We start from the raw sequence: 16,267 nt of genomic DNA, 5'->3' as shown, positions 1-16,267 counted from the left end.
TGACCCTGCGCCTGGACCTGTTGCGCCACGGCGAAACCGAACTTGGGGGCGGCCTGCGCGGCAGCATCGACGACGCGCTCACCGACACCGGTTGGGCTCAGATGCGAGGGGCGGTAGCGGAGCAGGGGCCATGGGATCGCCTGGTCAGTTCGCCATTGCAACGCTGTGCGCGCTTTGCCCAAGAGCTAGGCGCGCACCTGAGCGTGCCGGTGCATCTGGACAAGGATCTGCAAGAACTGCACTTCGGCGCCTGGGAGGGCCAGAGCGCTGCTGCGCTGATGGAAACCGATGCCCAGGGCCTGGGCTTGTTCTGGGCCGATCCCTATTCATTTACCCCGCCTCAGGGCGAGCGGGTCGAGGACTTCTCTGCGCGGGTACTGGGCGCGGTCGAGCGTTTGCACGCTGCATATGCTGGCGAGCGGGTGTTGCTGGTCAGCCATGGCGGCGTGATGCGTCTGCTGCTGGCGCGGGCGCGGGAGTTGCCGCGTGAGCAGTTGCTGAATGTCGAAGTCGGCCACGGTGCGCTGTTTGCCCTGGCCGTTGAATCCGGCGGACTGTTGCGGGAAGCGAACTGAGCATGCTGCCATTCTGGATCGCCCTGCAATTTCTCAGCAGCCTGCCGGTTCGTCTGCCCGGCATGCCGACGCCTCAGGAGCTCGGGCGCTCGCTGCTGTTTTATCCTCTGGTGGGGTTGCTGTTCGGGGCAATTCTGTGGGGGCTGAACGGCCTCCTGAGTGGCAGCCCTTTATTACTGCACGCTGCACTGTTGCTGACGGCCTGGGTGCTGTTGAGCGGCGGCTTGCACCTCGATGGCCTGGCCGACAGCGCTGACGCGTGGCTTGGCGGTTTTGGGGACCGTGAACGCACCCTGACCATCATGAAGGACCCGCGCAGTGGACCGATCGCCGTGGTCACGCTGGTGCTGGTGATGCTGCTCAAATTTGCCGCGCTGCTGGCGTTGGTCGAGCAACAGCATGGGGTTTTTTTGCTGGTTGTCCCGCTGATCGGGCGTGCTGGGTTGCTGGGGTTGTTTCTGACCACGCCTTATGTGCGTGCCGGCGGGCTCGGGCAGGCGCTGGCTGATCATCTGCCGCGTTCGGCAGGCAAGCAGGTGCTGGCGGTCAGTGCGCTAGCCTGTGTCGTGCTGGCGGGGCTCCATGGGTTTTTTGCGCTGGTACTGGCGGGGTTGGCGTTTGCCTGGCTGCGACAGGTGATGCTGCGGCGCTTGGGTGGCACCACCGGAGATACGGCGGGGGCGATGCTGGAGTTGCTGGAGGTCGGGGTGTTGGTTGGGTTGGTGTTGGTCTGATTGGATTTGTGCAAAATGAGCGAGCCCCTCATAAATTGCTGAAGCAATCATATGTATCTTGATTTAACTGACTCGCGGGTATATACACGCATCATGCTCGACTCCCAATGTTTATGCATCAACCTGCGTCGCGCCGCTCGTGGCGTCAGCAGGCATTACGACGGCGCTCTCGACGGCTTCGGGATCAACGTTGCCCAGTATTCTTTGCTGTGCAACCTGCAGCGCCTGGACCAACCGAGTATTTCCACTCTGGCCGAAGCAATGGGCCTGGATCGCAGCACGCTGGGGCGCAACTTGCGGGTGCTGGAAGGTGAAGGGCTGGTGATGCTGGTCGAGGGCGAGGACATGCGTAACCGCATCGTCAAGCTCACCGACGCTGGCGCCGAACGCCTGGCGGCCGCCTTGCCGGCCTGGGAAGCTGCACAACAGCGGCTGGTTGACCGCCTGGGTGCCGAGAAACGCGAAATCTTGCTCAAACTGCTGGACGAACTGGCTTGATGCCGGTTTTTTCGATCAAAAGCGGGTATATACCCGCTACTGGAGAATCATCATGACATCGATGTGGCGTACGTGCGGTTGGGTGTTGCTGGGCAGTGCGCTGATTCTTGCGTTGTCGCTGGGCGTTCGCCATGGTTTTGGCCTGTTTCTGGCGCCGATGAGTGCCGAGTTCGGTTGGGGCCGAGAAACCTTTGCCTTTGCCATCGCCCTGCAGAATCTGATCTGGGGCCTGGCGCAGCCCTTCACCGGCGCCCTCGCGGATCGTTTTGGTGCAGCCAAGGTGGTGTTGGTCGGCGGTGTGTTATACGCGGCCGGCCTGGTATGCATGGGCCTCTCCGATTCGGCAGTGACCTTATCCCTGAGCGCCGGCCTGCTAATTGGTATCGGACTTTCGGGCACTTCGTTCTCGGTGATTCTCGGCGTGGTCGGGCGCGCGGTACCACCGGAAAAACGCAGCATGGGCATGGGCATCGCCAGTGCGGCTGGCTCGTTTGGCCAATTCGCCATGCTGCCCGGCACCCTGGGGCTGATCGGTTGGCTGGGCTGGTCGGCAGCCTTGCTGGTGCTGGGCTTGCTGGTGGCATTGATCGTGCCCTTGGTCAGTATGCTCAAGGACAAGCCCCTGCCGTCCCTCGGTCATGAGCAAACGCTGGGTGAAGCGCTGCACGAAGCCTGTTCCCATTCGGGGTTCTGGCTGCTGGCGTTCGGCTTTTTCGTCTGCGGTTTCCAGGTGGTATTCATTGGCGTGCACCTGCCGGCCTACCTGGTCGACCAGCATCTGCCGGCAACTGCAGGCACCACGGTGCTGGCGTTGATCGGCTTATTCAACATCTTCGGCACCTACACGGCCGGCTGGCTCGGCGGGCGCATGTCCAAGCCGCGGCTACTGACCGGGTTGTACTTGCTGCGAGCGGTCGTCATCGGTTTGTTTCTGTGGGCGCCAGTCACCACTACCAGCGCGTACCTGTTCGGCATGGCGATGGGCTTTCTGTGGTTGTCCACGGTGCCATTGACCAACGGCACCGTCGCCACCTTGTTTGGCGTACGAAACCTGTCCATGCTCGGTGGGATTGTTTTCCTGTTCCACCAGTTGGGCTCGTTCCTGGGCGGCTGGTTGGGCGGGGTGGTGTATGACCGTACTGGGAGCTATGACTTGATCTGGCAAGTGGCGATTCTCCTCAGCCTGTTGGCGGCGGCTCTGAACTGGCCGGTGCGCGAGCGGCCGGTGGCGCGGTTGCAGACGCAGTTGAGTGCATCATGAGCCGTCTTTGGCCGCGTGCCGCCCTGGCGGCTGCTGGCGCCTTGCTGCTGGCACTGGCGTGGTGGGGCTGGCACCAGGGCGGGCTGGCATTGATGCAGTTGGGCATGGGCGTTTGTTAGAGGCTGTTTGCCTTACGGGTGCTTGCTAGAAAGAGGCGTGGACGAGTAACTTCATTGTGACGACCTTCTCAAGGATGCACGGATATGTTGACGCGCTGGCTTGCAGTTCCCGCGTTACTGGTAGCGTTTGCTGGAGTGGCCCAGGCGGCGGAATGCCCGGAGCTGTTGGAGGGCTCGCTGCCCAAGTTGCGCGCCAAGGAATCGATCGATTTGTGTCAGCGCTTTGCCGGCAAGCCGCTGGTGGTGGTCAATACCGCCAGCTACTGTGGGTTTGCCCCGCAGTTCAAGAGCCTTGAGGCGCTCAATCAGCGCTACAAGGCACAGGGCCTGGAGGTGATCGGCGTGCCCTCCAACGACTTCAAACAGGAATCCAAGGACGGCGCCGAGACCGCGAAGGTCTGCTACGTCAATTACGGTGTGACGTTCACCATGACCGAGCCGCAGGAAGTGCGGGGTGACGACGCGACTCACCTGTTCAAGGTGCTCGCCAAACAGACTGGCGCGCCGAAATGGAATTTCTATAAATACGTGGTCGATCGCCAGGGCAAGGTGATCGCTAATTTCTCCAGCCTGACCAAGCCTGACGACCCGGAGTTCATTGCTGCTGTCGAGAAGGCCATCGCCTCGCAACCCTGATCGACGTCCATTAAAAAGCCCCGCTTCTGTCGCGCAGAGCGGGGCTTTTTCGATTCAGGCGCTCAAGGCGTCTTTCATCAGAAGCGGTAGGTTGCACCTACACCAAAACCATTCGCCCAGTTTTCATACTTGGCGTTGTAGCTCTGGCCACGGTCGTTGCTGTTGTTGACCGTGACTGCTTCTTCACGCAGGTACGAATACGCTACGTCGATGGTCAGGTCGTCGGTCGGGCTCCATCCGGCACCCAGGCTGAAAATCTTGCGATCGCCAGTCGGGATGCGTGGGGAGCGGTCGACGTTGTTGGTCGGCGCCTGGTCGAAGGACAGACCAGTACGCAGGACCCATTGCTTGTTCAGCTGGTAGGACGCGCCGATGGCGTGAGCCCAGGTATCGTGCCAGTTCTGATCTTCGGTAATGCTGCCAAATTGGCCATTGAGCACCCCAGGTACACCGCTGTTTTCCACGGTGATTTCTTTCAGGCGGCTCCAGCGAGTCCAGGTGCTGCCCGCGTAAAGAGTCCACTGGTCATCGAGCTGGTGGGTAACCGAGAAATCGACTGACTCAGGAGTCGTCAGGTCCAGGGACGCGTCGTACTTCTGGTTCGGGTTCTGGCCGATCAGGCCCAGGACGTTGTAGTTGACCTTGGTGTTGCCTTCCAGCTTGTACTTCACTTTCGAGTGGTAAGTCAGGCCGAGGCGGGTGCTGTCGGTGGCTTGTACCAGCACGCCGATGTTGTAGCCCAGCGCGGTGTCGTCACCCTTGATCTTGACTTCGCCATCCCCGGCGGCCTGGGTGATTGACAGGTTCGACTCCAGCTTGCCGTCGATACGGTTGATGGTCGGACCAAAGCCGATCGACACCTTGTCGTTGAAGGCGTAGCTCACGGTCGGCTGCAGGGTCACGACTTTAACGTCGCTCTTGCTGCCGAAGTAGCGGCCGGCAAAGCCGCCTTCGTAGTCGGTCACCAGGCCGAAGGGGGCGTAGACGCCCACGCCAACTGCCCACTTGTCATCGATCGGCTTGACGTAGTAGCCCATCGGCACGGCGATGAACGGCACCATGTCACCGTGGTTGGTGCCGCTGTTCGGGCTGGAGCTGGCGTGGCTGATATCGGTGTGTGCGTCGAGCATTGCAGCGCCGCCGGTGACTTGTTCGCGCTTGATGCGCGACATGCCGGCAGGGTTGCCAAAAATGGTACTTGCATCATCGGCAGAGGAAGATCGCCCGGCAAAACCTGTACCCATTCCGCTGATGCTTTGTTCGTTGATGGCGAAGCCAGCTGCAAAGATCTGGGTGGACGCCAAGGTAACGGCGAGGCTAAGGGTGGTTTTGAGCATTACTTTTTTCATTATTAGAACTCCTGGTGATCACCGGGGCGAAAATTACCAACATTTTCGTCCCAGCGCTATAGGCTGTAATGCTTGAGTTAGAGCGGTTTTGTAGGACAATCCGACCAGATTCGCCGCTCGTTGGGCGATTTTGTGAAATGGGCGGATCAGCAGGCGACGTGATTCAGTGTTGAAACACAGGTGTGCCAGGCGTAAGTAAAGTCCCGGAGGCGGCCTTGGGGTTGGAAGATCTGGCGCCAGATGCGGGCCATCCCAAGCAGATCATCGGCTTCGGGGAGTGAGGTGTTTTGTTCTTCTACCAGCAGCCAGGCGATGGCAGTGGCGTAGCGCAGGTTGACGGTCAATTCCAGGTGCGGGCTGCTGAGGAACGCGTGCTGGCTCGCCAGGCCGCGCACCAGGCTGGCGCGCTCGGGGTCCAGTGCCAGGTAATGATCCCAGAGCGCCTGGTGGCGCGTTTCGGCGATTCGATATAGGCCGTGTCCACGGCGGTCGTGCAGGGCGGAACCAAGGGCTGACTGACTGGCGGCGATGCCCAGCAGCAGGGATTCGGCAGTTGCGCTATGGCGTCCTAAGTAGAGCAAGGTCGGACGGATCACATAACGACACAGTTCGCTGGCAGCGATACCCATAAAGGCCTCGAAACTGAAGTAGGCGGCGATACCTGAAAGGGGGCCTTGGCAGCGGTGGGTCGGATCAGGCTCGCCGGAAGCGGATCAAGCCGCTTGAGTTGAAGTGTAGTGTCATATTCGTGACGTAAAGGTCTGTTTTTAAAATATTTCCGTCAGCCAGTTATAATCGTTATATCGGTTGGTGCTTAGGTGTTGGGGGCTGAAAGGGAAATATGAGGCAATAAAAAACCCCGCGTTTTAAGCGAGGCTTTTGATGTTTCAGTCTTTCTGGCGTATCAGGCAACCAGTGCCTGGCGGGTACGCTCGATCACGGCCTGCAGCGGCTCGGCGCTGGAGTACTGATCGGGGTAGAGGCGTTCGCTGTGACGGGCGATGCCGTGTTCGTTGACCAGAGTGAAGCTGAAGCAGCCTTTGCGAGCGGCCATGATCAGGCAGTTCATTGGTGCAAAAGCGTTGGTTAGGGTGCGGATAGCATCCTGGGTGTGGATTTGAGTAGTCATTATTGGGTGTTCCTACAAGCGACACGGATAAGAACCGTGCAAAATTTAAACGTTCCAGTGACGTCGACCACCGTTGGTCGAACGAAGAACCCGACTGGAACAAAGCAGCCAGTTTGAAGCGCTGATAATTGGCGCGCTTGGGCTGGCAGGTAGGTACTTAGGAGGGCAGGCAACACATCGAGGGCAAAGGTTCTGGGCCCGGGGTGAAGATCCTGATCAATTTGCAGGCTGGTTCGGTCAGAGTAAGTGAGCCTGGCAATACCCTTTGCTTTCGATCAAAGGCTGTATTGACGCAAGTTTTACCTGGAAACCATCGAGGTGGTCGATCCCGCTTGTTCGGATTGGCTTCGTTTGCGAAGGCTGTCCGGGGGGATGTGTTCGACCAGAATTGACTTTCAGCTTGGTACTAACGCCGAAGATCATAACAAATTGATTTTGCTAATGGAAGTGGAATAAGCAAAAAAAATCGTGGTGTCCAAAATGAGCAGTGATCCAACAGATGGCCGTTGGTCGGGTTATTTGCGCAGTAGCACAGAATCCGACTGCTGGCAGGGTGTGTAGGCTTTGCTCGGACCTGTCTGGAACAGGGGTTGTGACCGGCTCAGTCCCTGATTGGCAAATAAAATGTGCCGAAAAAGCGCATCGATATAACCGTCGCGAAGGTACTTGTGCACATCAGTTGCGCAGACCGTCACAGCACTGTCATTTGGCTCACAAGCGCAGTGGGTGCCTGTAACCAAAATTTAAGTCAATGAAAAACATCACTTTTTTTTACTGGTGAAAAAATCGTCAGTTTGACTGCGAGCCCCATTCCATAGGGGTTTGCGAGAGTTCAAGGAGGGTTGTCCACTGAGTTATCCACAGCTTCTGTGGATTGTCCCGAGCGCTTGCTCTAGGACGGGCGTGCCGGGTTTTTTTAAGCTTTACCTGTAGGAAAAAAAGAGTAGAGTGGCGCGCCTTCCGATCTGCCCTACAGTGTTTTATGAAGTTTCGTTCAGCATCAGTCTCCGTAACCTCTTCACCCGCCGCCACTATCCCACCCAAACGCTTTTCCATGCGAGTGGCGGAGTGGCTGTTGGACAGCCCGCGCCTGGGCGAAAACCCGAACGTAAAACATTTCGCCGGACATCTGCTCAAGCAGCCGGCACGTGAAGGCGTGGTGGCCGCACAAGCCCGCCTTGGTCAGCTGATGTGTCGCGAGTGTGGCAATGCCCGGGATCGCCGCATTGGCCAGGACCTGCTGCGCCAAGCGGCGCGGGCGGGAGATCGGCGCGCACAGCGGGAACTGGGGTTGGTCGAAGACTGAGCTGTCCAAGACCTGGCGCCTTGGTTAACCTTCAAGCTTTAACGAACCGGCAGGAGTGGTTATGGCTATGGACTTGACCAGCATTTTGCTTGGTCTTGCGGGGGCTGCACTGCCGTTGTTGGCATTAGCCTGGCAGCTACAGCGCCGCGCCAGCGTGACGCAGGCGCAAGTTGCCTTGCTGCAGGAGCGGCTGTCGATGTCTGTGCTGGCGCAGGACGGTTTGAATGCCCAGCTGGAAACCAGTCGCGATGAAATCGCAGACCTTGGCCAGATCAACACCTCCCGGCAGGCCGAGCTGGCAGCACTGCGCCGCGAAGTGGAGTTGCTGCAGGTCGAGCGCGACGACGCCCGGGACGCCGCACATGCCTGGAACATTGAGCGCGCTGGCAAAGAAGCTGAGCTGCGCCGTCTCGACGCCCAGGCCGCTTCCCTCAATGCCGAGCTGCGCGAGCAACAGGAAAGCCATCAGCAACGACTCAGCGACCTCCAGGGCTCCCGGGACGAGTTGCGCGCCCAGTTCGCCGAACTGGCGGGCAAGATCTTCGATGAGCGCGAACAGCGCTTCGCCGAGACCAGCCAGCAGCGTCTGGGCCAGTTGCTTGATCCGCTGAAAGAGCGCATTCAGTCTTTCGAAAAGCGTGTCGAAGAAAGCTACCAGGCTGAAGCGCGGGAGCGTTTTTCCCTGGCCAAAGAACTTGAGCGCCTGCAGCAGTTGAACCTGCGGTTGAGCGACGAGGCCACCAACCTGACCCGCGCGCTGAAAGGGCAGAAAACCCAAGGCAACTGGGGTGAGCTGATCCTTGAGCGGGTGCTGGAACACGCAGGCCTCGAAAAGGGGCGCGAGTACCAGACCCAGGTCACCCTAAAAGGGCCCGACGGCGAGCGTTTCCAGCCGGATGTGATCATCTATCTGCCGGGCGACAAGCAGGTGGTAGTCGACTCCAAGGTCAGCCTTACTGCTTACCAGCAATACGTGGCGGCCGATGATGACGCCATAGGGCAGATCGCCCTCAAGCAACATGTGCTGTCCCTGCGCACCCATGTCAAAGGCTTGTCCGGTAAGGACTACAAGCGTCTCGACGGCTTGCACAGCCTTGATTTCGTGCTGCTTTTCGTACCGATTGAAGCGGCTTTCTCGGCGGCGCTGCAGGCGGAGCCGACGTTGTTCCAGGAGGCATTCGACCGCAACATCGTGATCGTTAGCCCGACGACGTTGCTGGCGACTCTGCGGGTGATTGACAGCCTGTGGAAGCAGGAGCGCCAGAGCCAGAACGCCCGGGAAATCGCCGAGCGGGCCGGTTGGCTGTATGACAAGTTTGTGTTGTTTATCCAGGATCTAGACGAGGTCGGCAATCGCCTGCAACAGCTGGATAAGGCCTACAGCTCGGCGCGTAACAAGCTGACGGAGGGCCGTGGCAATCTGGTCAGCCGTAGTGAACAGCTGAAGTTGCTCGGCGCGCGGGCGAGCAAGAGCCTGCCGGCGGATTTGCTGGAGCGGGCGATGACGGATGTGGATGGGTTGGCGGAGTTGCCGGAGTAGCAGTCCCGGGGTCAAAAGATCGCAGCCTTCGGCAGTTCCTGCATTGGCGGCCTACACCCGGTAGGAGCCGCCGAAGGCAGCGATCTTTTTACAAGGGCAGATGCTTGCTTAACAACGCCCTGAGCGCCGCCGGCTTCACCGGTTTGGCCAGGTACCCCAGCCCCGCTGCATGCACCTGGGCAACCATCTCCGGCCGGCCATCGGCGCTGATCACCACTCCCGGCACCGGCTCGCCCAAACGGGTGCGCAGCCAGGCCATCAGTTCGGTTCCGGTTTCGCCATCGTCCAGGTGGTAATCGACTAACGCCAGTTGCGGGCGCATTCCTTCGCTGAGCAGGGCCGCGCACTCATCGCGATTCCGTGCAGTCCACACCTGGCACCCCCAGCGGGTCAGCAGGCTGTTCATGCCGATGAGAATGCTGTCTTCATTGTCGATGCAGAGCACCTGGGCACCGCTCAACAGTTTGCCGTTGAGCTCGGCAGTCTTGACCGGCAGCGCGGCTTGCGCTTGGGCCAAAGGCACACACACGCTGAAAACACTGCCACGCCCGGGCCACGAACGCACTTGCAGTCGATGGCCCAGGACTCGACACAGGCCATCGGCAATCGCCAGGCCCAGGCCCAGGCCCTTTTCGGCGCGAGTCTGATGGCTGTCGAGGCGTTTGAACTCTTCGAAGATGACCTTTTGCTTGTCCTCCGGAATGCCTGGTCCGCGATCCCAGACCTCCAGGCACACCTCGCCCTGGCGTCGCCGAACTCCCAGCAGTACTGGGCCTTTGGCATAGCGGAAAGCATTGGTGAGGAAGTTCTGCAAGATGCGTCGCAGCAATTTGATGTCGCTTTCGACCCGCAACTTACTGCCGCGCACGCGGAATTTCAGGTCTTGGTCCCGGGCCAGTACCTTGAACTCGGCACCGAGCACGTCGAACAGTTCATTAAGCTCGAACGGCTTCGAGTCAGGGTTGATCTTGCCGTTTTCCAAGCGAGAAATATCCAGTAAATCGCTGATCAGGTCTTCGGCAGAGCGCAGCGAGGTGTCGAGGTGCTGCACCAGTTTCTGTGCTTCGCGGGACAGGCCGTCATCCTGATGGGAGAGGGCGGCAGAAAACAGTCTCGCGGCGTTCAGCGGCTGCATCAGGTCGTGACTGACCGCAGCGAGGAAGCGGGTCTTCGACTGATTGGCAGACTCGGCTGTACCTTTGGCTTCGGTCAGGGCGACGTTGAGTTGCGATAGTTCGTGGGTGCGTTCGGTCACTCGGCGCTCCAGGCCTTCGTTGGCTTCAGTCAGCGCCTGTTCGGCCTCCCGGAACGCGGTGATGTCGGTGAAACTCATGACGAAGCCGCCACCGGGCATGGGGTTGCCGATCAGCTCAATTACCCGGCCATTCGGGAACAGCCTCTCGGAAGTGTGGGCGCGACCCTGGCGCATCCAGTGCAGGCGTCGGGCGACGTGCACTTCAGCTTCGCCTGGGCCACACAGGCCGCGCTCGGCGTTGTGACGAATAATGTCGGCGATCGGCCGGCCGACGCTGATCAGCCCGTCCGGGTAGTTGAACAGTTCCAGGTAGCGACGGTTCCATGCCACCAGCTTCAGCGACTGGTCAACAACGCTGATGCCCTGGGTGATGTTCTCGATCGCGCCTTGGAGTAATGCACGGTTGAATTGCAGGACTTCGGAGGCTTCGTCGGCGATCCGTACGACATCTTCGAGCTGCATCTCGCGGCCTTCAATGGCCGCTTTCACGACTGCGCGAGTTGAAGAGGCACCCAGGACCCCCGCCAGAAGTCGCTCGGTGTGGGCGATCCATTCACCGTCGGCGTTCTGGTTCGGGTTGAAGCCTTTGCCCTGGCGATAGGCAAAGCGGATGAAACTCTGACGGGCCCGTTCCTCACCGACAAAGCGTGCGGCGAGCTGCAGCAGATCGTTGATCTGCACCGCCAGCATCGAGCGCGCACTGGGGCGGGCGCTGATTTCCTGGCCAATGAATCGACCGGCCTGCCAGTGTTCGGACACTCGCGTGCGCGACAGAACCGAGACCCAGGCAAACAGCGTGAAGTTGCCCACCAGGGACAACACCACCCCTTGAGTCAGTGGGGTGATCGGCAGGTTCAGCGGATTACCCTGCAGCCAAGCCAGGCCGGGAAAGGTACTCAGCGACCAGCCCAGGCTGTGCGCCGCGATCGGCAGGATCAGGGTGTAAAACCAGAGGAAAGTCCCTGCGGCCAGGCCGGCGAAGACTCCGCGGCGATTGGCCTGCTTCCAATAAAGTGCCCCCAGCATGGCGGGGGCCAATTGGGTCACGGCGGCAAAAGCGATCTGGCCGATGGTCGCCAGGCTCGCGGTGGAGCCCAGCAGGCGATAGCTGACGTACGCCAGCAGCAGAATGACCACAATGCTGACCCGCCGCACCGACAGCATCCACTGGCGGAACACTTCGAACGGGCGCTCGGCATTGTTGCGCCGCAGTAACCATGGCAACAGCATGTCGTTGGAAACCATGGTCGACAGCGCAACGCTCGCCACGATCACCATGCCGGTCGCCGCGGAGGCGCCTCCGATAAACGCCAGCAGCGCCAGGGCGGGGTGCGTCTGGGCCAGCGGCAGGCTGATGACGAACGAATCCGGGGGCACCGAACTGGGCAACAGCATCTGCCCGGCCAGGGCGATCGGCACGACAAACAGTGCGGCCAGGGCCAGGTAGGCAGGAAATACCCATTTGGCCAGGCGCAAATCCTGCGGGTCGATGTTTTCCACCACGGTCACGTGGAACTGTCGGGGCAGGCAGATGATCGCCATCATCGCCACCCCGGTCTGCACGATCATCGATGGCCAGTTGATCGTTTCCTTCCAGTACTGTTCCAGGCGCGGAGCCAGCATGGCCTGGTTGAACAGGTCGTCGAAGCCGTCGTACAGACCGTAGGTCACGAACGCACCCACGGCGAGAAACGCGAATAACTTCACCAGCGATTCAAAGGCAATGGCCAGCACCATGCCGCGGTGGTGTTCCGTGGCGTCGAGGTTGCGGGTGCCGAACACGATGGTGAACAGTGCCAGTGCCAGCGACACGATCAGCGCCGTGTCCTGGGCACGCACACCCATGGCGTCGGCACCGGCGCCGATCAACAGGTTCACACCGAGCACGATGCCTTTGAGCTGCAAGGCGATATAGGGCAACACCCCGACCAGGCAGATCAACGCCACCACCACCGCCAGGGACTGGGATTTGCCATAGCGCGCGGCGATGAAGTCGGCGATGGAGGTGATGTTCTCCTGTTTACTGATCATCACCATTTTCTGCAGCACCCATGGCGCGCACACCAGCAGCAAGATCGGCCCGAGGTAGATCGGCAGGAATGACCAGAGCTGTTCGGCGGCCTGGCCCACGGCGCCAAAGAAGGTCCAGCTGGTGCAATAAACCGCCAGTGACAGGCTATAGACCCAGGCGCGTACTCGCGGCGGCAGCGGGGTGGCGCGACGGTCGCCGTAGAAGGCAATGGCGAACATGATGGCCATATAGGCCAGGGCGACGGCGGCAATCAGCCCGCTGGACAGCGACATGAGAACTCCAGGGCAAAGACATCCGGGGCTTCAGCCCGGGCAGATAGTCTCGCACGATGCAAGGGGTTAGTCAGTGTCGACCAAGGTCGTGGCGTGGCGGGGTGTCGCAGGAGGTGTGCCAGCGCAGAGGCGGTGGATTGGCGATGGCGGTGTCATTGACCCGGCGCAATCTCCACCAGCTGATGCGCCAGGGAGACGCCGGCCAGCAGCACAGACAAATCGCCCCAGCGCCGGTATATGGCGTGGTATTGATTGTCCTGGCGGTAGGGGCGCTGTTCGCCTTGCTGCGCCAGCCGTCGGTAAAGGTGTGCAGCGCCGAGGTTTGATGACCATTAGTGGCTATATCTGCAAAACAGATAACAGTTAGAGATATTACCCGTTATATAGATATTCGATTCGGTTCTACCATGAATTCCACCTCACCAGAGGACAGGAGTTCGCCATGATATGCACCACCCCCAAGCCTTTCACTCAGTTGCAGCATCCCCGGGACGTCATTCGCCAGTTCACGCCGAACTGGTTCGCCGCCACCATGGGCACCGGCGTATTGGCCCTGGCGCTCGCTCAGCTGCCTTTTAATGTCCCCGGCCTGCGCGCTGCAGCCGAGGCCCTGTGGATGTTCAATATCGGTTTGTTTGCGTTATTTGCCACACTGTATGCGGCGCGCTGGACGTGGTTTTTTCACGAGGCGCGACGGATCTTCGGGCATTCCACGGTATCGATGTTCTTCGGCACGATCCCCATGGGTCTGGCGACGATCATCAACGGCTTCCTGGTGTTCGGCCTGCCGCGCTGGGGTCATGGCGTGATTCAACTGGCCGAGGTGTTGTGGTGGTTGGACGTGGCGATGGCACTGGCATGCGGGGTGTTGATTCCCTACATGATGTTCACCCGACAAGAGCACAGCATCGACCAGATGACAGCGGTCTGGCTGTTGCCGGTGGTGGCGGCGGAGGTGGCGGCGGCCAGTGGTGGGCTGCTCGCACCGCACTTGGCCGACGCACATTCGCAACTGGTGGTGCTGGTGACCAGCTACGTGCTCTGGGCATTCTCGCTGCCAGTGGCCTTCAGCATCCTGACCATCCTGATGCTGCGCATGGCCCTGCATAAACTGCCTCACGAAAACATGGCCGCTTCAAGCTGGCTGGCGCTGGGGCCCATTGGTACCGGTGCACTCGGCATGTTGCTGCTGGGCGGCGACGCACCGGCGATTTTCGCGGCCAATGCAATGGGCGGCATCGGCGAAATAGCCGCCGGCCTGGGCCTGATCGCCGGGATTACGTTGTGGGGGTTCGGCCTGTGGTGGATGCTCATTGCGCTGCTGATCACCGTGCGCTACCTGCGTGCAGGTATTCCGTTCAACCTCGGCTGGTGGGGTTTCACCTTTCCCCTGGGCGTGTATGCACTGGCGACGCTGAAGCTGGCCAGCGCCTTGAACCTGATGTTCTTCAGTCTGTTTGGCTGCCTGCTGGTGGCACTGCTCGCGGTGATGTGGCTGATCGTCAGCAAGCGCACGGCGCAGGGCGCCTGGCGTGGCGAGCTGTTTGTCTCGCCGTGCATTGCAGGTTTAAAGAAATAAACGGCAAAGACGGGTAATTTGTGGCCTGAAACAGGATTTGTCATTCCAAGTACTGTATTCACTGGTTTGCACGCCACTCATTACCCAAAATCAAAACGGGGACACACGGAAGATGAGTCATCCCTCACAGTTCACCTTGCTGCGCACCCGGCGTTTCCTGCCGTTTTTCGTGACACAGTCCCTTGGGGCATTCAACGACAACATATTCAAACAGTCGCTGATCCTCGCCATCCTGTACAAGCTGACCATCGACGGCGATCGCTCGATCTGGGTCAATCTGTGTGCGTTGCTGTTTATCCTGCCGTTCTTCCTGTTCTCGGCGCTGGCCGGTCAGTTCGGCGAGAAGTTTGCCAAGGACGCGCTGATTCGCCTGATCAAGCTTGGGGAAATCGCCATCATGGCGGTTGGTGCGGTCGGTTTCATGTTCGACCACCTGTGGTTGATGCTACTGGCACTGTTTGCCATGGGCACGCAATCCGCACTGTTTGGTCCGGTGAAATACTCGATCCTGCCCCAGGCCTTGCGCGATGAGGAATTGGTCGGCGGCAACGGGCTGGTGGAAATGGGCACGTTCCTGGCGATCCTCGCGGGAACCATCGGCGCTGGCATCATGATGTCATCCAGTCATTACGCGCCGATTGTCTCCATCGCGATCATCGTCGTGGCCGTGCTCGGTTATTTCGCCAGCCGCAGCATTCCGCGGGCGGCGGCGTCATCCCCGCAGATGCGCCTGAACTGGAACATCTTCAGCCAGTCCTGGGCAACCTTGAGACTGGGCCTGGGCCAGACGCCGGCGGTGTCGCGCTCGATTGTCGGCAACTCGTGGTTCTGGTTTGTCGGGGCGATTTACCTGACGCAGATCCCGGCCTATGCCAAGGAATGGATGCACGGCGACGAGACCGTGGTGACGTTGATCTTGACGGTGTTTTCGGTGGGCATCGCCCTGGGCTCGATGCTGTGCGAAAAACTCTCGGGGCGTAAAGTCGAAATCGGCCTGGTACCGTTCGGTTCGTTTGGCTTGACGGTGTTTGGGCTGTTGCTGTGGTGGCATTCCGGGGGTATCCCGGAGAGCATCACCGGTCACGGCTGGGTTGAAGTGCTGGGGTTTGCCCATACCTGGCTGGTATTGATCGACATCCTTGGGCTCGGCGTCTTCGGTGGTTTCTATATCGTTCCGCTGTACGCACTGATCCAGTCGCGCACGCCGGAGAACGAGCGGGCGCGTGTGATCGCCGCCAACAACATCCTCAATGCGCTGTTCATGGTGGTCTCGGCGATCGTTTCCATAGTTCTGCTGAGCGTGGTCGAGCTGTCGATCCCGCAGCTGTTCCTGGTGGTATCGCTGCTCAACATTGGCGTTAACGCCTACATCTTCAGCATTGTTCCCGAGTTCAGCATGCGCTTCATGATCTGGCTGCTCAGCCATTCCATGTACCGCGTCGAGCACCGCAATCTGGAGCTGATTCCTGATGAAGGCGCGGCATTGCTGGTGTGCAACCACGTGTCCTTCGTCGACGCCTTGCTGATTGGCGGCGCGGTGCGGCGGCCGATTCGCTTTGTGATGTACTACAAAATCTACAACCTGCCGGTGCTCAATTTTATCTTTCGCACAGCCGGGACGATCCCGATCGCCGGGCGCCAGGAAGACATCCAGGTCTACGAGAAGGCGTTCACGCGCATTGCCCAATACCTGAAGGACGGTGAGTTGGTGTGCATCTTTCCGGAGGGCAAACTGACCGTCGATGGCGAAATCAACGAGTTCAGGGGCGGTTTGACGCGCATTCTCGAGGAAACACCGGTACCGGTGATTCCGCTGGCATTACAGGGATTGTGGGGGAGTTTTTTCAGCCGCGACCCAGGCAAGGGCCTGTTTCGTCGATTGTGGTCGAGGGTGACCCTGGTTGCCGGGCCTGCAGTGCCGGTGGAGGCCGCTGAGCCGGCCAGCCTGCAAAACCTGGTGGGCGAGCTGCGCGGCGCGGTGC

At 60.0% G+C, this 16,267-nt stretch carries 15 protein-coding genes; 11 read left to right on the top strand and 4 right to left on the bottom strand.

Going from position 1 to position 16,267, the window contains the following annotated elements; all coding sequences use genetic code 11:
* The 6 genes from cobC to L9059_RS29385 form a co-directional block, all read left to right on the top strand.
* A partial coding sequence (gene cobC / locus L9059_RS29405; protein WP_247294757.1) for an alpha-ribazole phosphatase family protein occupies window positions 1-575 on the top strand: 575 nt, incomplete at its 5' end.
* A gap of 2 nt (window positions 576-577) precedes the next feature.
* Complete coding sequence (locus L9059_RS29400; RefSeq protein ID WP_247294737.1) at window positions 578-1,309, top strand: adenosylcobinamide-GDP ribazoletransferase; 732 nt, start codon at window positions 578-580, stop codon at window positions 1,307-1,309.
* Between the two features lie 93 nt (window positions 1,310-1,402).
* Complete coding sequence (locus L9059_RS29395; RefSeq protein WP_247294763.1) at window positions 1,403-1,807, top strand: MarR family winged helix-turn-helix transcriptional regulator; 405 nt, start codon at window positions 1,403-1,405, stop codon at window positions 1,805-1,807.
* A gap of 52 nt (window positions 1,808-1,859) precedes the next feature.
* Complete coding sequence (locus L9059_RS29390; protein WP_247294734.1) at window positions 1,860-3,068, top strand: MFS transporter; 1,209 nt, start codon at window positions 1,860-1,862, stop codon at window positions 3,066-3,068.
* Window positions 3,065-3,187 carry a hypothetical protein gene (locus L9059_RS30685; protein WP_282615655.1) on the top strand — a complete coding sequence of 41 codons (123 nt, stop codon included), beginning with the start codon at window positions 3,065-3,067 and terminating at the stop codon, window positions 3,185-3,187. Before L9059_RS29390 ends, L9059_RS30685 begins: the two co-directional genes overlap by 4 nt.
* A gap of 84 nt (window positions 3,188-3,271) precedes the next feature.
* A complete protein-coding gene (locus L9059_RS29385; RefSeq protein ID WP_247294716.1) occupies window positions 3,272-3,823 on the top strand; it encodes a glutathione peroxidase in 552 nt (183 codons plus the stop codon).
* Between the two features lie 77 nt (window positions 3,824-3,900).
* Here the strand turns inward: L9059_RS29385 and L9059_RS29380 are convergent, their stop codons facing one another.
* The 3 genes from L9059_RS29380 to L9059_RS29370 form a co-directional block, all read right to left on the bottom strand.
* The gene (locus tag L9059_RS29380) at window positions 3,901-5,172 is read right to left on the bottom strand and encodes an OmpP1/FadL family transporter (protein ID WP_247294699.1); all 1,272 of its coding nucleotides are present in this window, start codon (window positions 5,170-5,172) and stop codon (window positions 3,901-3,903) included.
* A 146-nt stretch (window positions 5,173-5,318) separates the two neighbouring features.
* Complete coding sequence (locus L9059_RS29375) at window positions 5,319-5,801, bottom strand: hypothetical protein (protein ID WP_247294682.1); 483 nt, start codon at window positions 5,799-5,801, stop codon at window positions 5,319-5,321.
* A gap of 275 nt (window positions 5,802-6,076) precedes the next feature.
* Complete coding sequence (locus L9059_RS29370) at window positions 6,077-6,301, bottom strand: hypothetical protein (protein ID WP_008031832.1); 225 nt, start codon at window positions 6,299-6,301, stop codon at window positions 6,077-6,079.
* Window positions 6,302-7,283: 982 nt separating this feature from the next.
* Here L9059_RS29370 and L9059_RS29365 point away from each other — a divergent pair.
* Complete coding sequence (locus tag L9059_RS29365; RefSeq protein WP_247294679.1) at window positions 7,284-7,607, top strand: SEL1-like repeat protein; 324 nt, start codon at window positions 7,284-7,286, stop codon at window positions 7,605-7,607.
* A gap of 175 nt (window positions 7,608-7,782) precedes the next feature.
* A complete protein-coding gene (locus L9059_RS29360; RefSeq protein WP_247294761.1) occupies window positions 7,783-9,147 on the top strand; it encodes a DNA recombination protein RmuC in 1,365 nt (454 codons plus the stop codon).
* Window positions 9,148-9,235: 88 nt separating this feature from the next.
* On the opposite strand, the gene L9059_RS29355 is transcribed toward L9059_RS29360, so the two are convergent.
* On the bottom strand, window positions 9,236-12,706 hold the full coding sequence (locus tag L9059_RS29355; RefSeq protein WP_247294676.1) for a hybrid sensor histidine kinase/response regulator: 3,471 nt from the start codon (window positions 12,704-12,706) through the stop codon (window positions 9,236-9,238).
* 143 nt (window positions 12,707-12,849) lie between these two features.
* Here L9059_RS29355 and L9059_RS29350 point away from each other — a divergent pair, with 143 nt between their 5' ends.
* The 3 genes from L9059_RS29350 to L9059_RS29340 form a co-directional block, all read left to right on the top strand.
* Window positions 12,850-13,032, top strand: a complete 183-nt coding sequence (locus tag L9059_RS29350) for a hypothetical protein (protein WP_247294673.1) — start codon at window positions 12,850-12,852, stop codon at window positions 13,030-13,032.
* 116 nt (window positions 13,033-13,148) lie between these two features.
* A complete protein-coding gene (locus tag L9059_RS29345) occupies window positions 13,149-14,285 on the top strand; it encodes a TDT family transporter (protein WP_247294670.1) in 1,137 nt (378 codons plus the stop codon).
* Between the two features lie 112 nt (window positions 14,286-14,397).
* Window positions 14,398-16,267, top strand: a 1,870-nt coding sequence (locus L9059_RS29340) for an MFS transporter (protein WP_247294667.1), incomplete at its 3' end; no start/stop codon positions are given.

This window comes from Pseudomonas violetae, from assembly GCF_023072615.1.
GTDB classification, from domain to species: Bacteria; Pseudomonadota; Gammaproteobacteria; order Pseudomonadales; family Pseudomonadaceae; genus Aquipseudomonas; species Aquipseudomonas violetae.
Note: the sequence above shows the minus strand (reverse complement) of the source record. Positions and strands in the feature narration are given on the sequence as shown.